The organism is Lacrimispora struthionigena (assembly GCF_048627165.1).
In the GTDB taxonomy this organism is placed as follows: domain Bacteria; phylum Bacillota; class Clostridia; order Lachnospirales; family Lachnospiraceae; genus Lacrimispora.
In genome coordinates, this window is record NZ_JBMBWP010000002.1 from 43210 (window position 1) to 62693 (window position 19484).

19 protein-coding genes are annotated in these 19484 nt (G+C 41.7%); 2 read left to right on the forward strand and 17 right to left on the reverse strand.

The genetic code is table 11. The features are described 5' to 3' along the window. Positions 1–139: 139 nt before the first annotated feature. The 7 genes from ACOAOT_RS09055 to ACOAOT_RS09085 form a co-directional block, all read right to left on the reverse strand. Entirely contained in the window at positions 140–1666 is a 1527-nt protein-coding gene (locus ACOAOT_RS09055; protein ID WP_420216716.1) for an LCP family protein, read from the reverse strand. A 246-nt stretch (positions 1667–1912) separates the two neighbouring features. After that, positions 1913–2773: a Cof-type HAD-IIB family hydrolase gene (locus ACOAOT_RS09060; RefSeq protein WP_420216717.1), complete on the reverse strand. Its 861-nt coding sequence runs from the start codon at positions 2771–2773 to the stop codon at positions 1913–1915. Between the two features lie 7 nt (positions 2774–2780). Next, positions 2781–3512 carry a glycerophosphodiester phosphodiesterase gene (locus tag ACOAOT_RS09065; protein ID WP_420216718.1) on the reverse strand — a complete coding sequence of 244 codons (732 nt, stop codon included), beginning with the start codon at positions 3510–3512 and terminating at the stop codon, positions 2781–2783. Between the two features lie 21 nt (positions 3513–3533). Beyond that, positions 3534–4931, reverse strand: a complete 1398-nt coding sequence (locus ACOAOT_RS09070; RefSeq protein WP_420216719.1) for an ABC transporter substrate-binding protein — start codon at positions 4929–4931, stop codon at positions 3534–3536. 42 nt (positions 4932–4973) lie between these two features. Next, entirely contained in the window at positions 4974–5885 is a 912-nt protein-coding gene (locus ACOAOT_RS09075) for a carbohydrate ABC transporter permease (RefSeq protein ID WP_420216720.1), read from the reverse strand. Then, positions 5882–6748 carry a carbohydrate ABC transporter permease gene (locus ACOAOT_RS09080; protein ID WP_420216721.1) on the reverse strand — a complete coding sequence of 289 codons (867 nt, stop codon included), beginning with the start codon at positions 6746–6748 and terminating at the stop codon, positions 5882–5884. Before ACOAOT_RS09080 ends, ACOAOT_RS09075 begins: the two co-directional genes overlap by 4 nt. A gap of 11 nt (positions 6749–6759) precedes the next feature. After that, the gene (locus ACOAOT_RS09085) at positions 6760–7860 is read right to left on the reverse strand and encodes an ABC transporter ATP-binding protein (RefSeq protein ID WP_420216722.1); all 1101 of its coding nucleotides are present in this window, start codon (positions 7858–7860) and stop codon (positions 6760–6762) included. A gap of 236 nt (positions 7861–8096) precedes the next feature. On the opposite strand from ACOAOT_RS09085, the gene ACOAOT_RS09090 reads away from it, so the two are divergent. Both ACOAOT_RS09090 and glmS read left to right on the forward strand, forming a co-directional pair. Next, on the forward strand, positions 8097–8306 hold the full coding sequence (locus ACOAOT_RS09090) for a hypothetical protein (protein WP_420216723.1): 210 nt from the start codon (positions 8097–8099) through the stop codon (positions 8304–8306). Between the two features lie 27 nt (positions 8307–8333). Then, complete coding sequence (gene glmS / locus ACOAOT_RS09095; protein ID WP_420216724.1) at positions 8334–10151, forward strand: glutamine--fructose-6-phosphate transaminase (isomerizing); 1818 nt, start codon at positions 8334–8336, stop codon at positions 10149–10151. A gap of 62 nt (positions 10152–10213) precedes the next feature. Here the strand turns inward: glmS and ACOAOT_RS09100 are convergent, their stop codons facing one another. From ACOAOT_RS09100 to ACOAOT_RS09145, 10 genes are all read right to left on the reverse strand, one after another. Further along, entirely contained in the window at positions 10214–11434 is a 1221-nt protein-coding gene (locus ACOAOT_RS09100; RefSeq protein WP_420216725.1) for a phosphopentomutase, read from the reverse strand. After that, positions 11431–12588, reverse strand: coding sequence for an alanine racemase (locus ACOAOT_RS09105; RefSeq protein ID WP_420216726.1), 1158 nt, complete (start codon positions 12586–12588; stop codon positions 11431–11433). The genes ACOAOT_RS09100 and ACOAOT_RS09105 overlap by 4 nt, the downstream gene beginning before the upstream one ends. After that, positions 12589–13683, reverse strand: a complete 1095-nt coding sequence (locus tag ACOAOT_RS09110) for an aminotransferase class V-fold PLP-dependent enzyme (protein WP_420216727.1) — start codon at positions 13681–13683, stop codon at positions 12589–12591. A gap of 1 nt (position 13684) precedes the next feature. Continuing rightward, positions 13685–14563, reverse strand: coding sequence for a phosphotriesterase family protein (locus ACOAOT_RS09115; protein WP_420216728.1), 879 nt, complete (start codon positions 14561–14563; stop codon positions 13685–13687). A 15-nt stretch (positions 14564–14578) separates the two neighbouring features. Beyond that, on the reverse strand, positions 14579–15568 hold the full coding sequence (locus ACOAOT_RS09120; RefSeq protein ID WP_420216729.1) for an amidase family protein: 990 nt from the start codon (positions 15566–15568) through the stop codon (positions 14579–14581). Positions 15569–15577: 9 nt separating this feature from the next. Next, positions 15578–16888 carry a YhfT family protein gene (locus tag ACOAOT_RS09125; protein ID WP_420216730.1) on the reverse strand — a complete coding sequence of 437 codons (1311 nt, stop codon included), beginning with the start codon at positions 16886–16888 and terminating at the stop codon, positions 15578–15580. A gap of 4 nt (positions 16889–16892) precedes the next feature. Continuing rightward, on the reverse strand, positions 16893–17261 hold the full coding sequence (locus tag ACOAOT_RS09130; protein WP_349674133.1) for a DUF2620 domain-containing protein: 369 nt from the start codon (positions 17259–17261) through the stop codon (positions 16893–16895). Between the two features lie 55 nt (positions 17262–17316). After that, positions 17317–17676, reverse strand: a complete 360-nt coding sequence (locus tag ACOAOT_RS09135) for a PRD domain-containing protein (protein WP_420216731.1) — start codon at positions 17674–17676, stop codon at positions 17317–17319. 56 nt (positions 17677–17732) lie between these two features. After that, entirely contained in the window at positions 17733–18668 is a 936-nt protein-coding gene (gene yhfZ, locus ACOAOT_RS09140) for a GntR family transcriptional regulator YhfZ (RefSeq protein WP_420216732.1), read from the reverse strand. Positions 18669–18783: 115 nt separating this feature from the next. Beyond that, positions 18784–19428, reverse strand: coding sequence for a cytidylate kinase-like family protein (locus tag ACOAOT_RS09145; RefSeq protein WP_420216733.1), 645 nt, complete (start codon positions 19426–19428; stop codon positions 18784–18786). Positions 19429–19484 lie beyond the last annotated feature (56 nt).

Consider the following 19484-nt stretch of genomic DNA (forward strand, 5'->3'; position numbering starts at 1 on the left):
CAATTAATATAACATTTCTACTATATAATTTTCTAAAGTATTCTTAGCAGCGCAAATTCATTTATAATAGCCGGATTTTTATGTTTACAGGCAAAAAATCGGAGTTGTTTAAAACAACTCCGATGGAAATTAATTATATTTATGCCCCTGGACCTGCATTTGTCTCTGGTTCCGTGGGTACTTCTTCTTCAGAAGCTTTGTCTGAGCTGACTGGCTTTTTTGTTTCTTTTGTTGTTTCTTCTTTCTTTGTTTCTTCTTTTGTATCAGGAACTTTTGCTCCAGGCCCGATCAGGCTTCCGTCATCATTGGTTGGTGCTTTCCCACTCTCCTGCTCTCTGGTCTCTGGTACCGTTGTTTCCTTTACTGTCTCTTTTATTTCCTCCGTCGTTTCAACAACGGCCTCTGTCTGTGCCGGAGCTGTCTCTACAGCTTCCGTTTGTTTCTTACCCTTTTTGCCGCTGGAGCCGCCTCCAGTCGGGGTGTTTTTACCAGGTTCTGTGAGTCCGGTTTCTTTTGAAATGGATGCACTGATTTTCTTTACTGTGGAGGACGGAGCATAGTTTTCCTGACCATAGAGGAACTGATGCAGCTGCACTACGTTGCTCTCCAGAGTGGTTGGTATTACACAGTCCATTTTTCCAATTTTCATGGTAGTACGTGAGAATGGAAAACCAGCAGTTTCGCCAATGTGATATTTACTGATACCCTTTGCAATCGCCAGAATATCATTCATGCCCACACTGGTGGAGATCTGCGGGAAAACTGTTGCTACCAGCGTTTTTCTGGTGGCAAAATCCGCATTTTTTGCTTTTTCCATAGCCAGATTTACGACTTTTCTCTGACGCTCGGTTCGATTAAAGTCAGTATCCATCAGACGCAGCCTTGCGTAAGCAACTGCCTGTACACCATCTAAATGATTCATTCCGGCATGTTTCAGCTGGTGGGACCCAACTCCCGTGGAATTTACTGTTTCTGTGATGAAACCGTTTATGTAAGCAAATTCTGAGTCTGTGATTTCCAGATCAATTCCTCCAAGAATATTAATGGCATCTGCTACAGACTTCCAGTTAAAGGTTGCATAATCATCAATATTTAAATCCAGATTCTCGTTGAGGGCTTCCATGGCCTGTTTGTGCCCGCCCTTAAAATATGCTTCATTAATTTTATGATAAGTGCCCTTGCTGTTAATCTTTAAATAGGTATCGCGGTAAACAGACAACAGCTTGATTTCACCAGTTTCCTTATTAATATTGCAAAGCATCTCCACATCCGACAAGGCGCCTTTGTCTAAGTTTCCATCTCTGGAGTCCACGCCAAAAACGGCAATTGTCCAATAACCCTTCTGATGGGTTCTCTGTTTAAAAAGAAATATTCCTGCAATCAGCAATGCTGCAATGATAACTAATTTAACTACCAATTTGTGCTTCTTATGATGCCTTTTTTTCTTTTTGTGGTTTGCACTGGTCTGCTGACCACTGTATCTAGCCCGTGGATTCCTGCCATCACCAGTACTGTAATAAGTTCTGTCACCATGGGAAGCCTGCATTGGCTCCTGTGCCTGACTTTTTCTTTCCGGTGTATGTTGTGTAGGCTTCTCACGCATTCTGCCGTTATCGCTTCTTTTTTTCCGGGCCCTCATACGATCTAATTCATCCTCATGATCCATGACTCTGTCCTCAATCCTTTCCCATGTTGTCTTAGACAACCCCACATATTCTAACAGAAATTCAACTCTTATTTCTTGCTTTTCTCTTAATTTTATCGGTCAATCAATAATCTTTCAAAAGATCCGGATAAAACCGGGATAAAGTTGAATTTGAATGTTCAGAAATGAGTCTGAACGGTAGAATAAAAGGGAAAAGATGAGGATTCAGATATGATATCAGATAATCATATGAGTGATAATCGTTTATTAACCGGTTGCTAAAGCTGAATCCGACAAAACCAGCGTTTCAATTGCTGCTGCTACTCCATCCTCTTCATTGGATCTGGTGATGAGCCGTGCACTTTTCCTGATTTTTTCAGATCCATTTTCCATGGCAACGGTGTAACCCAGTGGAAGAATGAGCATAGATAAATCATTTTCACTGTCCCCCATGGCAAGGATTTCCCTGGGATGAATTTTATTATTAATGGCGTATTCAAGCAGTGCATTTCCTTTTTGAGCATAGAAATGTGTTATTTCAAGATTGGTAGCGGCTGAGGAGGCAATGGATATCCCTTCTTCCTTCTCCAGACAGGAACGGATATAAGAAAGAACTTTAGGATCCTCATGCACAACCGACATTTTATAAATATCAGTATCAGATTGAAGCAAAGCCTCTTCCGAAACAAACTGAAAACGTTTCACAATGGTTTCGAAGGTGTGTTCATCGGAAACCATGGAAAGAAAAATTTTGTTTTCGAAGCTTTCCTTAAATTCCTTAAGACTTGAGGTGGTGTAACTGCCCTCATCCGTCATAAAATCGTAAAGCACGGAAAATGGCCGGCATATGGTGAGAATACGGCTAACCTGATTTTTAAATAACGTCTGCTTGCGGATTCGTTCCCCCATGCTGTTGTAAACAGCAGCACCATTCATGCAAATGATATCACAGGATATTCCTGCTTCCTCCAAAGGCGCATAAGCATCTGCATAATTTCGCCCTGTGCATACAACGAAACCAATATTTCTTTTGTTCAATGCATGAACAGCAGCCTGGTTTTTTAAAGTAATTTTACCATAACGGTTTAACAATGTTCCATCCATATCGGAGGCTACTAATCGTATCATATAATTTTTATCCTTTCTTATCCACTATTCTTCTTGCTATGTCAGGGTAATTGGTTATAATTGCTCCAATCCCCTGCTCCGCTAAATATTCCATTAACGCTTCCTCGTTGACAGTCCATACATGAAGAGGAATCTTCTTCTTTTTTGATTCTTTGATCAACTTTTCTGAACGCAGATTATTAACAGACGGGTGAAGAGCGTCTGCTCCGATCAGCTTTGCATAAGCGACCACATGAATCCAGCCATCTGAGTATAAAATACCTGTTTTTGCTTCCGGATCCAGCCTTTTGATTTTTATAATGCTGGGATGATGGAAGGAGGAATAGATTACCCTCTCTTCCATCTCCATTTTTTTAACCAGCTTTAATACTTTTTCTTCAATTCCCTTGTAACGGTATACACCAGTTTTCAGTTCGATATTAACAGTTAAATCCGTTGGCTTTAACAGCTTAAGAACTTCTTTTAACTCTGGTATGACTGCAGCTGCGTATTCCGGGTGTGTTTTATTACAGGAAAATTGTTTTAGTTCAGCCATGGTGTAATCTTTTACATTACCAGAACCATTACAGGTCCGGTCAATTGTTTCATCATGGATTACGGCCAGTTTTCCGTCTTTGGTAAGCTGTACGTCCAGCTCCACTCCGTCTGCCTGCTGCCTGGCTGCCAGTTCAAATGCTTCCAGTGTGTTTTCCGGCGCATAAGCGGAAGCTCCCCTGTGAGCCCAAACCTTTGTTTTCATCTGCTAATATCCTTTCTGATACTATTTATTTAATAAATTATAATCTGCAATGGATTTATTGATGCTATCTGCCATTTTCTTAACGGCATCCTCTGGTGTACCATTGTTGTTAATCATGTTTTCAATTTCTGTTTCCACCGTCTGTCTTGCTTCTGGAAATACACTTAATAAAGCGCCTGCTGACTGCGGTGTGGAATCATGAAGCTGATCAATGGCAGTCTGAAATTGTGGGAACTTTGCTATGTTATCTTTAAAAACTGGTTCATTATGAGCTGCAGTGGTGATTGGGAAATATCCTGTCTGAGAGTTCCAGAATGCCTGGCTTTCCGGTGAAACAAGAAACTTAACAAATTCCCATACCGCTTTCTGTTTGTTTGCATCATTATTATTTAATGCCCACAAAGAACCGCCGCCGATGGATACGCCACCCTTATCATCGTCACTAACTTTAGGAAAATAAGCGGTTCCTACTTCAAATTTTCCATTAACATCATTTAAGATCTGTTTTAAGGATGCAGTTGAACCCAGTGTCATGGCTGATTTTCCAGAGCTGAAGTCTGCAAGCCCGGCATCTCCCCCTCTACCCACGTTTGGTGCATATCCTTTGGTTGATAATTCTTTCCATGCAGTCAGCGTTTTCACACCGGCTCCATTTTTATCAAAATCAACGGCAGTTGCTGCTGATTCTCTTCCATTTCCATTGTCTGCATAGTTGGCCTGCTGCTTGCAGGTAAACTGTTCAAAAAACCAGCCATAAATTCCAAGAGAAAGAACCTCTCCCGCTCCGCCTTTCTTAAGCAGGTCATCTCCCACCCGTTCAATTCCCGGAAGGCTGTCTGGAATCTCTGTAATTCCGGCTTTCTTAAAAATATCTTTGTTATAATATAGAATAGGAGTAGATGAGTTAAATGGCATGGAATATAAAGTACCATTTACTGTATAATATGCCGCAATATTAGGTTCAACCTGAGAGAGATCCCATTTATCCTCATCAATCAGCTGCTGCATTGGAACAACCCAGCCTGAATCAATCATGAATCTGGTTCCAATGTCGTAAATCTGTACAAGATCTGCCCCCATGTTACCGATCTGAGCGCTTTTTAACTTGTTAATGGCATCGTCATAGCTGCCCTGATACTGAGCCTCAACCGTGATCCCGGAAGTATTTTCCTTATTAAATTTTTCTACAAGTGCATCAATTGCTTTTCCATTGACGCCGCCCATGGAGTGCCAGAATGTAATGGAAGTCTTTTGTGTATTTCCTGAAGTTTCTGCGGCAACAGGTGCTGCACTGGTTGTTACTTCTTCTTTCGTTTCAGATGCAGCGGTATTTCCGGATCCGGTCTGGCTGGAACAGCCGGATAACAGTCCTGCAGCCATGATAGCCGCCATACAAAAGGAAACTGCTCTCTTTCTCATGATTGTCCTCCAAATTTTATGTAAGATTTATTCTGAATCAGGTCAGCCTTTTACGGCTCCTGAAAACATTCCTCTGATCAGCTGCTTTTGCCCTAAGATAAATACGGAAATTGATGGTATGATAATCATTACTACTCCGGCTATCATCATGGAAATTGACTGGGAATCCACACTGTCTAACATTCCGATTCCGATCTGAACCGTTCTCATTTTATCTGAACCTGTAACAAGAAGGGGCCACAAATACATATTCCAGGCATTGATGAAGGTATATACTGCCATGGCACCTATGGCTGACTTGGTAAGAGGTATGAGGATGCTGTAAATAAATCTTAAGTCAGAGCATCCATCAATCCGGGCAGATTCGTATAATGATATGGGAAACGATTTATAGAACTGCCGGAATAAAAAGATACCCATAGCAGATGTCAGATAAGGAATAATTAAAACCTTATAGCTGTCAAGCCACCGAAATCCGCTTACTGTTAAGTAATTGGATATAATCGTCGCTTCTCCAGGTATCATCATAGTCGCCATCACAAGCATAAACAGCAGATTTTTGCCCTTAAATTCCAGAAAGGAAAAGGAAAATGCCGCCAGTGAACAGGATATGATCTGCCCTGCAGTGATACAGCCTGCTACTAAAAATGAATTCACAATAAAGCGGGTTAACGGTATTTTAACCATTGCCTGACGGAAATTATCAAGTGTTGGTGTTGCAGGTATTAAGTTCATACTGGTTGTAAACAGTTCACCGGAAGGCATCAGCGCTATGCTGACAGCATATAAAAGCGGTAGCAGAAGAAACAGGGCCATAAGTAAATTAATCCCAGTCAAAGCAAGCCTGCCAACCCTGCGGCGAAAAACCGCTTTCTTTAATGCCTCTCTTTTCAGATTCTCAAGTTCTTCTCTGCTGATATCTTTTACAGCCCTGGAAATAACAGTTTCCATCAATAGTGTACTCCTTTCTTTTCCAATCGAAACATACATAAAGTCAGAACCATAATGATGACGAATAAAATCACAGACTGGGCTGCTGCACTGCCAAAACGGTAATTAAAAAATGCATCCCGGTAAATGGAGTAAACAATTAAATTGGTGGATTCTCCCGGTCCTCCCATGGTTAATACCTTAACCTGGCCAAAGGACTGAAACGCCTGAATAATATTAACAACCAGCGTATAAAACAGGATCGGACTTAAACCCGGAAGTGTAAGGCGGAAAAATTTCTGAAATGAATTGGCTCCGTCTACCGATGCTCTCTCATAAATAACTTCATCAATATTACTTAAACCAGCGCTAAAGTAAAGAAAGTTAATGCCGCTGTTAAGCCAAGCTGTTAGAAGCGCCACACAAATCAGTGCATATCTGGGGTCGCTGATCCAGTTAATATGTAATCCCAGGATCTTATTAACGATTCCAATAGCCGGATGAAGCATGATTTTAAATATCATAGCAGCTGAGCTGGAGGCGATTGCCATTGGGAGCGCATAAGCAGTGCTGAATATCCGGATCCCTGGAAAAGACTGATTACATAATACGGCAGTAATAAGACCTAAAAGCATACTGACACTCACTACGATCAGTACAAATACAAACGTTACAAAAAGACTGTTAAAAAAAGACGCTGAGCTTAATAGTTCGGAATAATTTCCTGCACCCACAAACAACTTTGCCTGCCCCATTTTATTTGTTTTAAAAAGGCTTAAATAAATAGTCTTGAAAAATGGGAAAAACAGAAAAAGAGCAAAAATTGCCATGGCAGGAGCGATGTAAACATATGGACTTAATTTTCTTGTAACTAATTTATAATTCATTGAATTGCTCCTTAACGGTATAATATGTTATTTTCAGTCTCCATATCAAACAGCAAAATCCGACTCATGTCTGCAAAGATGGATACTTCCTTACCCCCTTCAGACGAAAAATCCGGCTTCAGTCTGGCACATACCGGGCTTCTTCCTATTTTTCCATGAAGAAGGATTTCTGATCCCAGAACCTCCTTTATCTCTACATTCAATTTCAGTTCCTGATCTTTGGAACCAGTTTCATGCAAATCCTCGGGACGGATACCAAGATATACTCTTCTGCCCAGATAATCACCGTCTATAAGCCTTTTTGCGCATTCCTCATTTACAAACAATCTGTTCTTTGAAAACTCCACACAAATCCGTTCTTCTCTTCTCTCCACCCAGACTGGAATGAAATTCATGGAAGGAGATCCGATGAAGCCAGCTACAAATTTATTGATCGGATTCATATATAGAGCTTTGGGTTCAGCAGCCTGTAATATAACCCCGGAATTCATAACCACAATTCTCGTTCCTAAAGTCATTGCCTCTACCTGATCATGAGTTACATATATAATGGTTGCCCCAAGCTCCTTGTGTATCTTGGATAATTCAACCCTCATCTGTGTTCTCAGCTTTGCATCCAGATTGGACAGAGGCTCATCCATCAGATAAGCTTTTGGTTCACGGACAATTGCGCTCCCGATTGCCACTCTCTGCTTTTGTCCACCGGATAAAGCGTGGGGTTTCCTGTCCAATAAGTGGCTGATGCATAAAACATCTGCCGCTTTTCTCACTCGCTGATCAATTTCTGTTTTACCAACATTTCGTACTCGTAAACTAAATGCCATGTTCTCATAAACAGTCAGATGAGGATAAAGAGCATAGGACTGAAACACCATGGATAGATCTCTTTTTTGGGGAACAGCCAGATTCATTAATTCACCGTCTATCCATAGCTCCCCGGAGGATATCTCCTCAAGTCCGGCTATCATCCGCAGTGTAGTAGATTTACCACAGCCGGAAGGACCTACCAGAATCAGAAACTCCTGATCTCTTATATCCAGATTGAAATTCTTTACCGCAATCTGACCATTTTTAAATGTTTTGCATACATTTACCAAAGATAGACTTGCCATAGGATGCTGCTTCCTTTCTTATGTCCTGACTTCATTTTAGAGATCCCATGTAAAATGAAAAAGAATCTTTTAGTAAAATGAATGTAAATCATGCTATTGACGCACAAAGAAAGAAAAGTTATAATAAACTAAATTTATGAAGGAGGCATAAATACAAATAGCAAAGCTAAGCGCCATGCACCTGAGGATACGATCGTGAGCGTTTTCGTAGGAAAACGGTATCCAGGGTTAACGAGGTGAAGGGTTATCGAATATTCGGCGGATGCCCTTCCATGCCATCCGGGCGTGTATCCATTGTGAAATATGCAGGTAACTGCAAAACAACCACTCTGGAACCGGTATATGCAGGAGAAAACGTGATAAACAAAATGCTGTCCGTTTTTACAAACGATGGAAGACAGCTTGTTTTTGTGTGCGTAATAGAAAGATTCAGATTATTATATTAATAGAACATTGAAAAAGGAGATTATATTATGTGTGGAATTATAGGATATACAGGACCTTTGGACTCAAAGAAAATATTGCTGGAAGGGCTCTCCCAGCTGGAATACCGTGGATATGACAGTGCAGGAATTGCTCTTTGTATGGAAAATTCCAGAATTCAGCTGGTTCGACATACCGGAAAAGTCTCTAATTTGAAAAAGGGCTGTGAGGATATAAGCCAGGTAACTCACTGTGGACTTGGACACACCAGATGGGCAACCCACGGTGGTGTCACTACAGAAAACACCCATCCTCACAAAGCAGGACGGGTAATACTGGTTCACAATGGCATTATTGAAAACTATCATCAGCTCACCACTGACTTTCACCTGGAAGGAAAGCTTCTCTCTGAAACAGACAGCGAAGTGGCAGCCTGGGTTCTTGAAAGTCTTTATGACGGAAATCCTGCAGAAGCAATAGCAAAGCTGGTTACCCATTTAAAGGGGTCATATAGCTTCTGTATGATGTTTGAAGATCATCCGGGGGAAATCTATGCAATCCGGAATGTAAGTCCTCTTGTGGCTGCATATACCCACTCAGGGTCCTTTGTAGCATCGGATCTGACAGCGCTGATTCCTTATACCAGACAATATTTTGTGGTACCTGAGGATCACATTTTAAGACTCACCTCCTACAAAGTCCATCTATATGACCTGGACTTAAAGGAGCAGGAGCCGGAAATTCTGGAAGTAAACTGGAATATGGATGCTGCCATGAAAAATGGTTTTCCTCATTTCATGCTGAAAGAAATTCACGAACAGCCAGACGCGTTAAAAAATACCATACTCCCCCGCCTTGCAAAGGGGCTGCCTGATTTTACCGATGACCAGATACCTGACTATGTATTTAAGGATTGTAATCAGGTTCAGATTGTGGCCTGCGGGACTGCCATGCATGCCGGTATGGCTGCAAGAGCCTTAATGGAACCTCTTCTTCGAATTCCGGTCACAGTATCCATCGCATCGGAATTCCGGTATGAAAATCCACTGGTTGATGACAAAACCCTGGTTATTATTATTTCCCAATCCGGTGAGACCATCGATACTCTGGCAGCTCTTCGTCTGGCTAAAAGCTATGGTTCCAAAACCCTTTCAGTCGTTAATGTAAAAGGCTCTACCATTGCAAGAGAAAGCGATTATGTACTCTATACCCACGCAGGCCCTGAAATTGCAGTAGCCAGCACAAAAGCTTATTCCGTTCAGCTGGCTGCCCTCTATATGGTTTGCTGTCGTATGGCCCTTGTAAGGGAAAAATACAGCGTAGCTGAAGCTGAGGACTTCATGAAGAAGCTCCTTGACTCCATTCCCGCCATGGAAGCCATGATAGAAAAAAGGGATATGGTGAAAGCACTGGTAACCCATTTAATCAATAAGCCGGATGCCTTTTTCATTGGTCGGGGACTTGATTACGCATTCTCTCTTGAGGGAGCATTAAAATTAAAGGAAATTTCTTATATTCATGCGGAAGCCTACGCTGCCGGCGAGTTAAAACACGGTACCATCGCTCTCATCACACAGGAGGTGCCCGTAATTGCCATTGCCACCCAGGAAAATGTCTTTTTAAAGACCATGTCCAATATCAGGGAAGTAAAAGCAAGAGGGGCCTTTGTAATTCTGCTTACAAAGGAAAGTATGAATGTAGAACCCGGCATCGCAGATATCCAGATCAATATTCCGGATATCGGGGATCGTTTCACGGTATTTCCCATTGCAGTGGTTTTACAGCTCATTGCTTATTATGCATCTGTAGGGAAAAATTTAGATGTGGATCAGCCCAGGAATCTGGCTAAATCCGTGACTGTAGAATAGAATTATAAAGAAATACGAAAGGCTGGGATCTCCATAGACAATGGAAATTCCAGCCTTTTCTCCTATCTTCTGTCTAAAAGCTCATTTAGAAAAGATTCTCCATTTTGTGGTTTCATTGTATTAAAATAATCACAGACAGATGCGCCTGCATCGGAAAGACTTTTTCTTCTTCCCATATTTCTGCCAGTCACCCCATTTTTGTATATTAAAAGAGGGACACATTCTCTGGTATGTCTGCTGTGACCAATTAGTGGATCATTTCCATGGTCAGCCATTACTACAAGAATATCATCCGATGTCAGTTCAGGTATCAATTCTCCAATTCCCCTGTCAGCAATCTCCAAAATATCCTTATAGTTTTTGGTAGACTGAGAGTGACCTGCCAGATCTGTTTCCTGTACATTGGTACAGACAAATCCCTCAGTCATAGCTTTTGTTTCACGGATTGTAAGATCCATAACCTCTTTTGTAGGTACGCAGGAAATGCTTAACCCATTGTCGTTTGCAACAATGTCCGCCACTTTTCCAATCAATGTACAGGAATATCCCTGGTTTGTCAGTATTGTAGGAGCCTGTACGTTCTGGTCTACTCCATATCCTAAGTGTCTGCACTGATATCCACGTTCATAGGATTTTGATTTTACTGAGGAGATACCAATAAAGCGATTCTGCTTTACTTCCTCTGCCTGAAACAGATCCTCCATCGTATTTCCATTACCGCCAAATACAATGACACGGCCAACTAAGGCAATTTCTCTTACCTTTCGGGCAATTTCGTATTCTTTTTCAAATGATATAAAATCCAGTGGAGCCGTTACATTGTAGCACATGCCAGGATCTGCTTCCAGATTATCTGCTACTGTTACATATTGATCCACCAGAAGGTATCTCAAACCCTGATTTTCCATAATCTGAACGTCATGCCCGCTTGCCTTAAGATGGTTTTTTATTTCATCCACCTTCTCCTGGAACGGATGCATCTTAGGCTCTTTCGGAAGTGTCCCCATAATTTCCTGATGTCCCATAAATGTATCAGCACCAAAATGCATCAGCTGGCAGCTGCCGTAATTTGCCTCCGGAGAAAATTTCATCTGTTCACTTTCTTCCCCATACGCATTCATCAGGCCCAGTTTTTCAAGGGTTGGAAGCTTTAGATCCGGGTAATCCTTTAAAATGCTTTTTAAAGTATTGGCTCTTTCATCTCCCGGTCTGACTCTGACAGCATCTTCCATCGCTCCGATGCCAAATCCATCTAAAACGATAACAATAAACCTTTTTTTCATTTTTTCATCCCCATGCTGTTATAGATCCCGGTAATATACGGTTTTTTCTCTTTTAATCCTTCTACCAGTACAACATCAGACCTGGTTACAAATATCTGAAAACGGAAAGCCATTACAACTGTATCCCCTACTGCACACTCTTTCTCCAATCCAATATAGTAATCAATATTTTCATCAGAGGGAGGGATTACGCCTATTTCTTCCGATTTTTCAAGAGATACGCCAACCAATGCATTTTGCAAATGGGAACGCCTGTAATAACCGCCTCCATAACAATAAGCCTTCCCCATAAAATTATGGGATACTTCACTTACGTATGTTACACATGGTAGTTCCGGCATCATCTTTACTGCATGCATTGGTGTTGTACCAGAAAGCCCATGACCTGGTTCTCCGCAGTTACCGCCCTGCTCCTTTATTTTTTCCAAAGCATGGATACAGGTTCCGGAAGGTGTATCAATAACACTGCAGCTTATTCCGTTTCTGTTAAGAATCTCTACAGCCTGTTTTACTGTATTCATATTCTCGGTGGCTCTTAGATCTCCGGCAGTTTCATCATATAAAAAACAGGGGAAAGAAGTTACACCTATTATAGTGACACAGGGATACAAACGTTTTATCCGTGCAGTAAGCGCTTCTAACTCATTCAGATGAAATCCTGCTGTCTGCCCGGAATATATCATATCTGAATCATTGTAAACACGTAAAATCACATCCTGAATCACTCCCAGCTTCTTGGCTGCCACATGTATCCGGCTGATTTTCTCCTCCGAATAAACCGTTATCATCTTTGGACGATATGCCACAAACTCCTCAATCTGGGAGTCGGGGATTTGCACCAGATGACCGATATTGGCTATGGGAATCCGATGATTCATCAGGATTCTGGCTTCCCTGTAATCAACTGCCACCGCTCCTTCAAAGCCAAGTTCCATCAGCTTTCCTGCAAGATATGGGTTCCTGCCCACCTGTTTCAGCATAAAAAACAGCCGGATTCCCATTTTCTTTGCTTCCTTAAGCATCAGAGCAGCATTTTCCAGAAATGTGTCCACGTCTATTACATAGGAATCTGGCTGGATTTGTCCGCTTTGATGCATTTGAAAAGAAACCTCTGCTAAATCCCTGTTTCGTTTTACTGTCTGCTTTAAAAACATCTATATCACTCTTTCCGCTGCTTCTTTTAATATACGTAAAATGGTATCAGCTCCCGAACGCATGGGATTGATACGAATCATGCGATTTTTAAGTGCTGGATCTGCACTCTGAAATGTCCCGGATATCTTGTAAAACATGGGTACGATCTCATATTTCGACTCTGCTCCTACGGGATTAGGCGCTGCACCTAGTTTTTCTGCTTCTTTAAGAACTTTCTCAGCAATCTCTTCTTTAAACTCCACCAGAAGAACCTTTGACTGTGCATTTGCAAGAAACGCCTGCTTTACGCAAGGTATCTCACCTGAATTCAGCCGTGTTACACATTCTTCATTTACCTCTGCCTGTATGGCAAGAGCCACCGGCGCATATGCAAAACCACGGAGTACTTCAAGTGCTTCATGTCCCTGCACCTGCATTCCACCGGAATAATTTTCTCTCACCAGCTTTTCAATATAGGAAGCCTTTCCTACGATTACGCCAACCCCCTCCGGTCCCAGAAGTTTAAAGGCTGAAAAACAGGAGAGATCAGCACCGCACTGAATTCCAATCCGGCTGACTTTCATAACGGCATAATTGTCATCAGTAAGGACTGGCAGACTGCCGCTCTCTTTTATTGTTTTCACCACCTGTGCCATATCATAGGCATCCTCCGGTTTTTGTCTTGTATACTGGATCAGTGCACCTTTTAACTCCGGGTTTTCCTTTATTACCTGCTTTATCTCTCTTAAGTCATTATAATCTGCCTCTACCCCGGAAATGTTCATCATTTCCATGGAAACAGCCGTAGTATTGTAAACAGGTGCTTTGTGAACCAGTATTTTTTCACCTGGTTTTAACATACTGTGAAGTCCCAGGCGAATGGCTCCAGTTCCTGCCCCTCTTACCAGAATACAGGCTTCTGCATCAAAAATATCTGCAATTACCTGTTCTGCTTTCTGAGTTGTGACAGGTTTATTGATTCCGGGAGTGACTCCTAAATCTCCCTGTGTTAGTATTTGATGACCTTCAAATCTTTTCGTAATGCAGTCTATAATTTTAAATTGCAGTCTGGCTGCTTCCTGAACGGATAAGCTGTTAAGTGGACTGGTATTCATGTTAAGCCTCCTGTTTTAATATCCTGTTTGGATTATCAATCATCAACTGCTCGATCTGCTTTTCAGACAATCCGTATTCCTGAAGCATGGGAAGAAATGTTTCAAACAAATATGCATAGCCTGGTCCTCCCCACTTCTTTAAATGTGACTTTCTTGTAATGTCCATGGATAGCACCACCTGATCCAGATAACCTTCTTTGGCAATTCGTTTTAACATCTGGGCGCGGAAAGTATCCGGACAGTAATTATTTTTTCCTACCGTATCAAATCCAATATTTACGCCTTCCTTCAATACCGATATAATGGTATCCGGATTTTGGGACAGATCCAGATGCCCGATAATAATATTTTCCGGCTTTACTCCTTCGGCTTTTAAATATTCTGCCTGCTCCAAAGCCATGGTTCCAAGGGTAGTATGGGTGGTAACAACTGCACCGGTTTGTACGGCTGCAAGAGCCATGGAATCAAAAACTTTTCGTTCCATTTCAGTAAAGGTATCCTTACTGGTGCCGAATTCCCCGATTACACTTGCCTTAATTCCTGTATTTTCGATCCCTTCTGAGATTTCTTTTATCGCAAGCCTGGCCAGTTCCCTGACAGACATGGTATAAACAAATTCCGGAAGAAAGGGTTCCTTATAAAATCCGGTCGCTGAAAGAATCTGGATTCCGGTGTTTTCTTCCATCAGGCGGCAGTAATCGGAGTTTCGTCCCATGCCCATATTGGTTACATCGAGAATTCTTCTTACCCCAAGCTCATACAGCCGGCACAGCTCATTTTGTGACTCCTCAAAGCAGTCCAGACGGCAGTCTTCATCATTCTTGATTCCGGATAAATCTATGGTGATGTGTTCATGCATCAGTGTATATCCTTTTTTCATAAACTCCTCCTCTCTTTACTGCTGAAAATACATATCGAAATTCATGAAATACCGTTGAATTAATGGGGAAGGCTGATTCTGATATGCCCTTGCCAGCTGGAACATGTAAGCGATATCCTCCGGCCTGCTTTCACAGATAAGAACTGTGCAGCGCCCAAGTCCTTTTGCCGGAACGGTCAGTGCTGATTTCCCGCTCATATTAACAACCCGCATCAGCCCTTTGCCAGACCGGCTCTGATGTTTCGCCGTTTCTTCATCAAAATGTCCATATATGCTGTCACCAGGAGCATTCACATCTACCGGACCTTCGGTGGATATAACAACGGTACGGGACTTCACCTCACTTTTTAAATATTCAATCAATGGTTCCCGGCTTCCATAAATGTCTGGCTGGTTATGGCTTTTTTCCGTCTCAATTATTGTGTAAGCATTTTCCTGCGGCTGAAATTTGGTTATGTCATATCCAGACAAAGGGTTTAACAGCTTCTCCATGGTATCAAGATCTCTGGTAATGGCGCCTATGGCAGGCTGAAACCCGATTCCATCTGTCGAAATCCTATGATAACGGATCATTTTCTCCTGCTCGATCATGGGAGAGATAAAACCGTAAAGATTGAGAGCGGCGGCTGGAGCAAGCACGCTGCCCCCGCCATCCGTTCCAATACCTGCATCATTGATTCCATAAAATACATTTAAGGCCGTACCGCTGCTGGATCCGGTCATCCAGTTCCCTGTGATGGGATTAATAAGCTGTAAGTCAATTGCTCTTCCTCCTAAAGCCATCTGATCCGTTGTATGAATCAGAAATCCCCTTTTCTCCAGCCGTTCTTTTAGTTCTGCCGGTATGGCGGCTGTATGTTTAAACCCCGTGTACCAGACCTCACCCTGGTTCTCCAAAAAAGAAGCCGCTTTGTCAATAATGCCTGGTTTTACAGTAATAACCGTATGATAGGGATCTTTCAGAGCAAGAAATGTCTTCTTTGCATAATGTACAATCTTTTCCATAAAATGACCTTATTTCGCAACAGGAACTGCGATAAGTCCAATCAGTAAAAGCAGATTCATCAGTATACCAAATACGATACACGCCACCGGGCCAACAGCAAGATCTACGATTGGTTTTTTTGCTTTCTTATTTAACAGAAATGCCCCTATTACAAACAGTGCTCCAATTCCTGTGTAGCCGGAGGCAGCCACAGACATTTTTTCAGCAGCTACGATTCCTCCTGCCAGCAGTGAGACCTCAAGCACCTTGTTCATGGAAGTTCTCACGTATTCACCCATGTCTTTCACGCCGGGGAAACGATCCATTCCCTTTGCGAATATATTAATGAGATAAATTTCAGCGACCATAACTGCAAAACCCAGAATAAATGCAACAATGGGATTGCCATGGAAAAACAATCCAATCACAAAAACAAATGTGCATCCTGCCACGCCATACACTCCAGTAACGATGGCAGTAGTAAATACAAGTGGGATAAAGCCAATGGCTCTTGCCAAAGCGGTTAAACCGGCGTTGCTATACTCTTGTTTTGCTAACAGTGCCAAGGAGGCCGGATCACCTGCTACGATGGAAAGACTGGTCCCAGCCGCAAGAAGTCCGCCCATAATTGCAAGAAGCAGCCATTTCTTACGAATCCGGAGAATATTACCTTCAAAGCCCTGGGTGAGTACCTCATTGGTATTTTCAGTTCCTTTGCGCTGCGCAGCAAAAACGATCATTAGTATCATTCCTGCTAACATTGCCATGCCTTCTGCATTTAAAGTGACCTTACCAGCTCCAAGTGTAAAAACTCCGAATTTTTTAATCAGATAATAAACCAGGATCGTTACCCCTCCGGCTATCATACCTTTCTTAAATCCATGCTGATAAGCAATACCAATTGCAGGGAATATGGCAAATGCTACTGTTATGTAGCCAGATACACTTCCTAAATCACTTGTAAAATTATAAGGAAGGTAGCCGAAAAATTTCACTATAAATTCCAGACCTGCCAGTATGGCAACACCATAAACCGCTCCGATTGCTGCTGAAAGAATCATACCGTTTCTGCTGTTATTGCAGAAGGAACCGATCATATCTGTGGTCAGCAGTAAACAGTGGATGAGAATAATACTTGCTGCTATGGATGTGGGAATACCAAATCCTATTACCAATCCGAAGCTGATGGCAAAGCTCATGGCGGCTAATTCTTTGCGGCTGATTTCTCCATTAAAATACTGACCTGCAATCGGTCGGAAACCATCATTAAATACTGCAATTCCCTGGTTTGAAAGAACAGAAGCCAACGCTCCGATTAATGTAATTACAATATATTTCATATAATTATACCCCCTCTTTTTCGCAGATTGCCTTTAACAGAACCGGAAGAACCTCATCTTTATGCTGGGCTGTAAAACCGAAGGCTTTTTTCCCTTTTTCTACCTCTTCCCGAATAAATGCTTCGCTTTTAATCTGGCCAGGCATGGAAATAGTAGAACAGGATTTAGAGCCTAACAGCGCCAGAGCCATTGCAAGGGCTCCGCCCCCTCCTGTATTGCAAGCTCCCACATAATAATCGTATTTCCCTTCCTTGATTCCCATGGCACCATCAAGGTCACCCTTAATTTCGATCTCAGCTTTTCCATTCATCAGCTGACTCACAATTTTAGCGATCTCTTCCTTGTCAATCTGGCCCCCAACCACAATTTTCATTTTGCTACCTCCTTTTTTCTCCTTTATATAAATGCGATTTCGCATTCACACCTTGTTATGTAAGCAGGTTACAAAGATGAACGGCTAAAAAATCCTTTTCTGATTGTGGAAACGGAATTTCGGTTTCCTGCAATAGTTCATCCCTAAGTTCCTGCGCCTGTTTGAAAACCGGCTCATCCATTACACTTTTTAAAACCTGACTGTCTAGCGGTATCTCATCCTCGCCACTTAAAATTCTCTGTACTGCCATAGCAAGATGGGTAATGAACATCACCGCTTTTGATTCTTCCAAATCCGGTATTTCAGCCAGAATACGCACTACTGCTACTTTTGAATAATTAGCTGCTTCCGTACAAATTACATGATTCTCCTCCAGAATGTTCAGACGTTCCATTAAAAGTTCATTTAGATTCATGATTTCCCCCAAGTCTAATGTACATTATTTTGTATATTGATAGAATAAAAACCCAATTAAAAAAAGGGTTCTCTTTTCTTTTCTCTTACATCACGTATAATAGCGGTAACCTGTGCTGCATGAATATATTTTAACAACATTGCTTTTAAGTACTCCTCTTCTTTTCCAATCACAAGAACCGCCGTGGAAAACAGATTATTGTAATCAGAGTCTGCAAGAAATGCCACTTTAACAGAATCATGCTTATTCTCCAGAATGTCATCATAATTCCAGACACCCGCATCTATGATTCCCTCTTTTAATGCAGTTAAAGTCTGCTGTGTTCTGATGGGAACCAGCGTCACATTCCTGCCATGAATGATATTTTTTGTAATACAGCTTTGATCCAGGGAATTGCTGTCATAAGCCACTCTCATTCCATCCTGAATACTGTCATATCCGGAATCAGCCAAAAGAAGTACATGCCGGGAAAGAAAGCTTCCAGGTCCAAAATTTATTGCGATTTCAATCTGTTTTCCATCTTTTATGGATTGTTCAGCAGCAAACTGGGAACATAGTGCAAAATGGTACGTTCCTGATTCCACCAGTTCTATACGTCCCACCGCTCCTCTTGCATAAGCCATGTTAAAGTTTAAAGAAGAGAATTGTTCATACATGGCAGTAGCCAGCCCCTCGTACGTTACGGAGTAAGGCAGAGGCATGATACCCATAACCCCTCTGGGCATACAATTCTCCTGCAGCTTCTTATGATCCAGTGATGCAATATAAGTTCCCTGATGGCCATGATTTTCTAAAACAACTGCATTGCTATCCTTTAAAAAGGCAAACGCATTCTGTATCGTTCCACGGGAAACTCCGAATTTTTCCTGATACTCTGATATGGGGAGAAGTCTGTCTCCCTCATTTCTGGACATTAAATCAAGAGCCAGCAGGCTTTTTGTTACTCCGGTTTTCTGATATAAACTCCCATACCCCAGGTTCTTTTCTTTCATCCAATCACTCTCTCATCAATTTACATTATTTTGTATATTCAAACATTATCACATTCATGGAAAAATGTCAACGGACATTTCCTCTGTTCAAAGAAATGTCCGCTTTCAAAATTAATTATTTACTGCCGTTAGTTTTTCCCTTACCTTTTACTTCAATATACTTCAGTATCATATCTACTGCGCCATCCACCCCAATGGGACTGCGATTAATACATAAATCGTAGCTTCTTACATCTCCCCACTTTTTATTGGAATAGTAGTTATAATAACTGGAACGCTTTTTGTCTGTCTTAACCATAACTTCTTTTGCCTTTGCATCATCAATCTGGTAAAGCTCTTTTAAGGACTGTATCTTATCTTTGTCATCTGCAGTGATAAATACAGAAACAAGATTTGGATCATCTGCCAAAGCATAGTCCGCACATCTTCCAACAATAACACAGGATTCTTCTTCTGCCAGCTTCTTAATCGTATCAAACTGCGCCAGAAAAATCTTGTGATTAATGGGCATATCCATATAACCGGAACTTGTTAATCCAACATTGTATGTATCCATAACCAGAGAATATAAAAAGCTATTAGTAGGCTTTTCATCATGGCTTTGAAATAATTCCTCACATAATCCACTGTTCTTGGCAGCCAGTGCCAGTAGCTCCTTATCATAGCATTTAATACCAAGGGCTGCCGCCACTTTCTCACCAATAACCTTACCAGAACTTCCGCACTGCCTTCCAATCGCAATCACTAAGTTTTCACTCATATCGATCACTCCTTCCAGTTATCTTATAATACTATTATACAACTAAATTTCTGAAA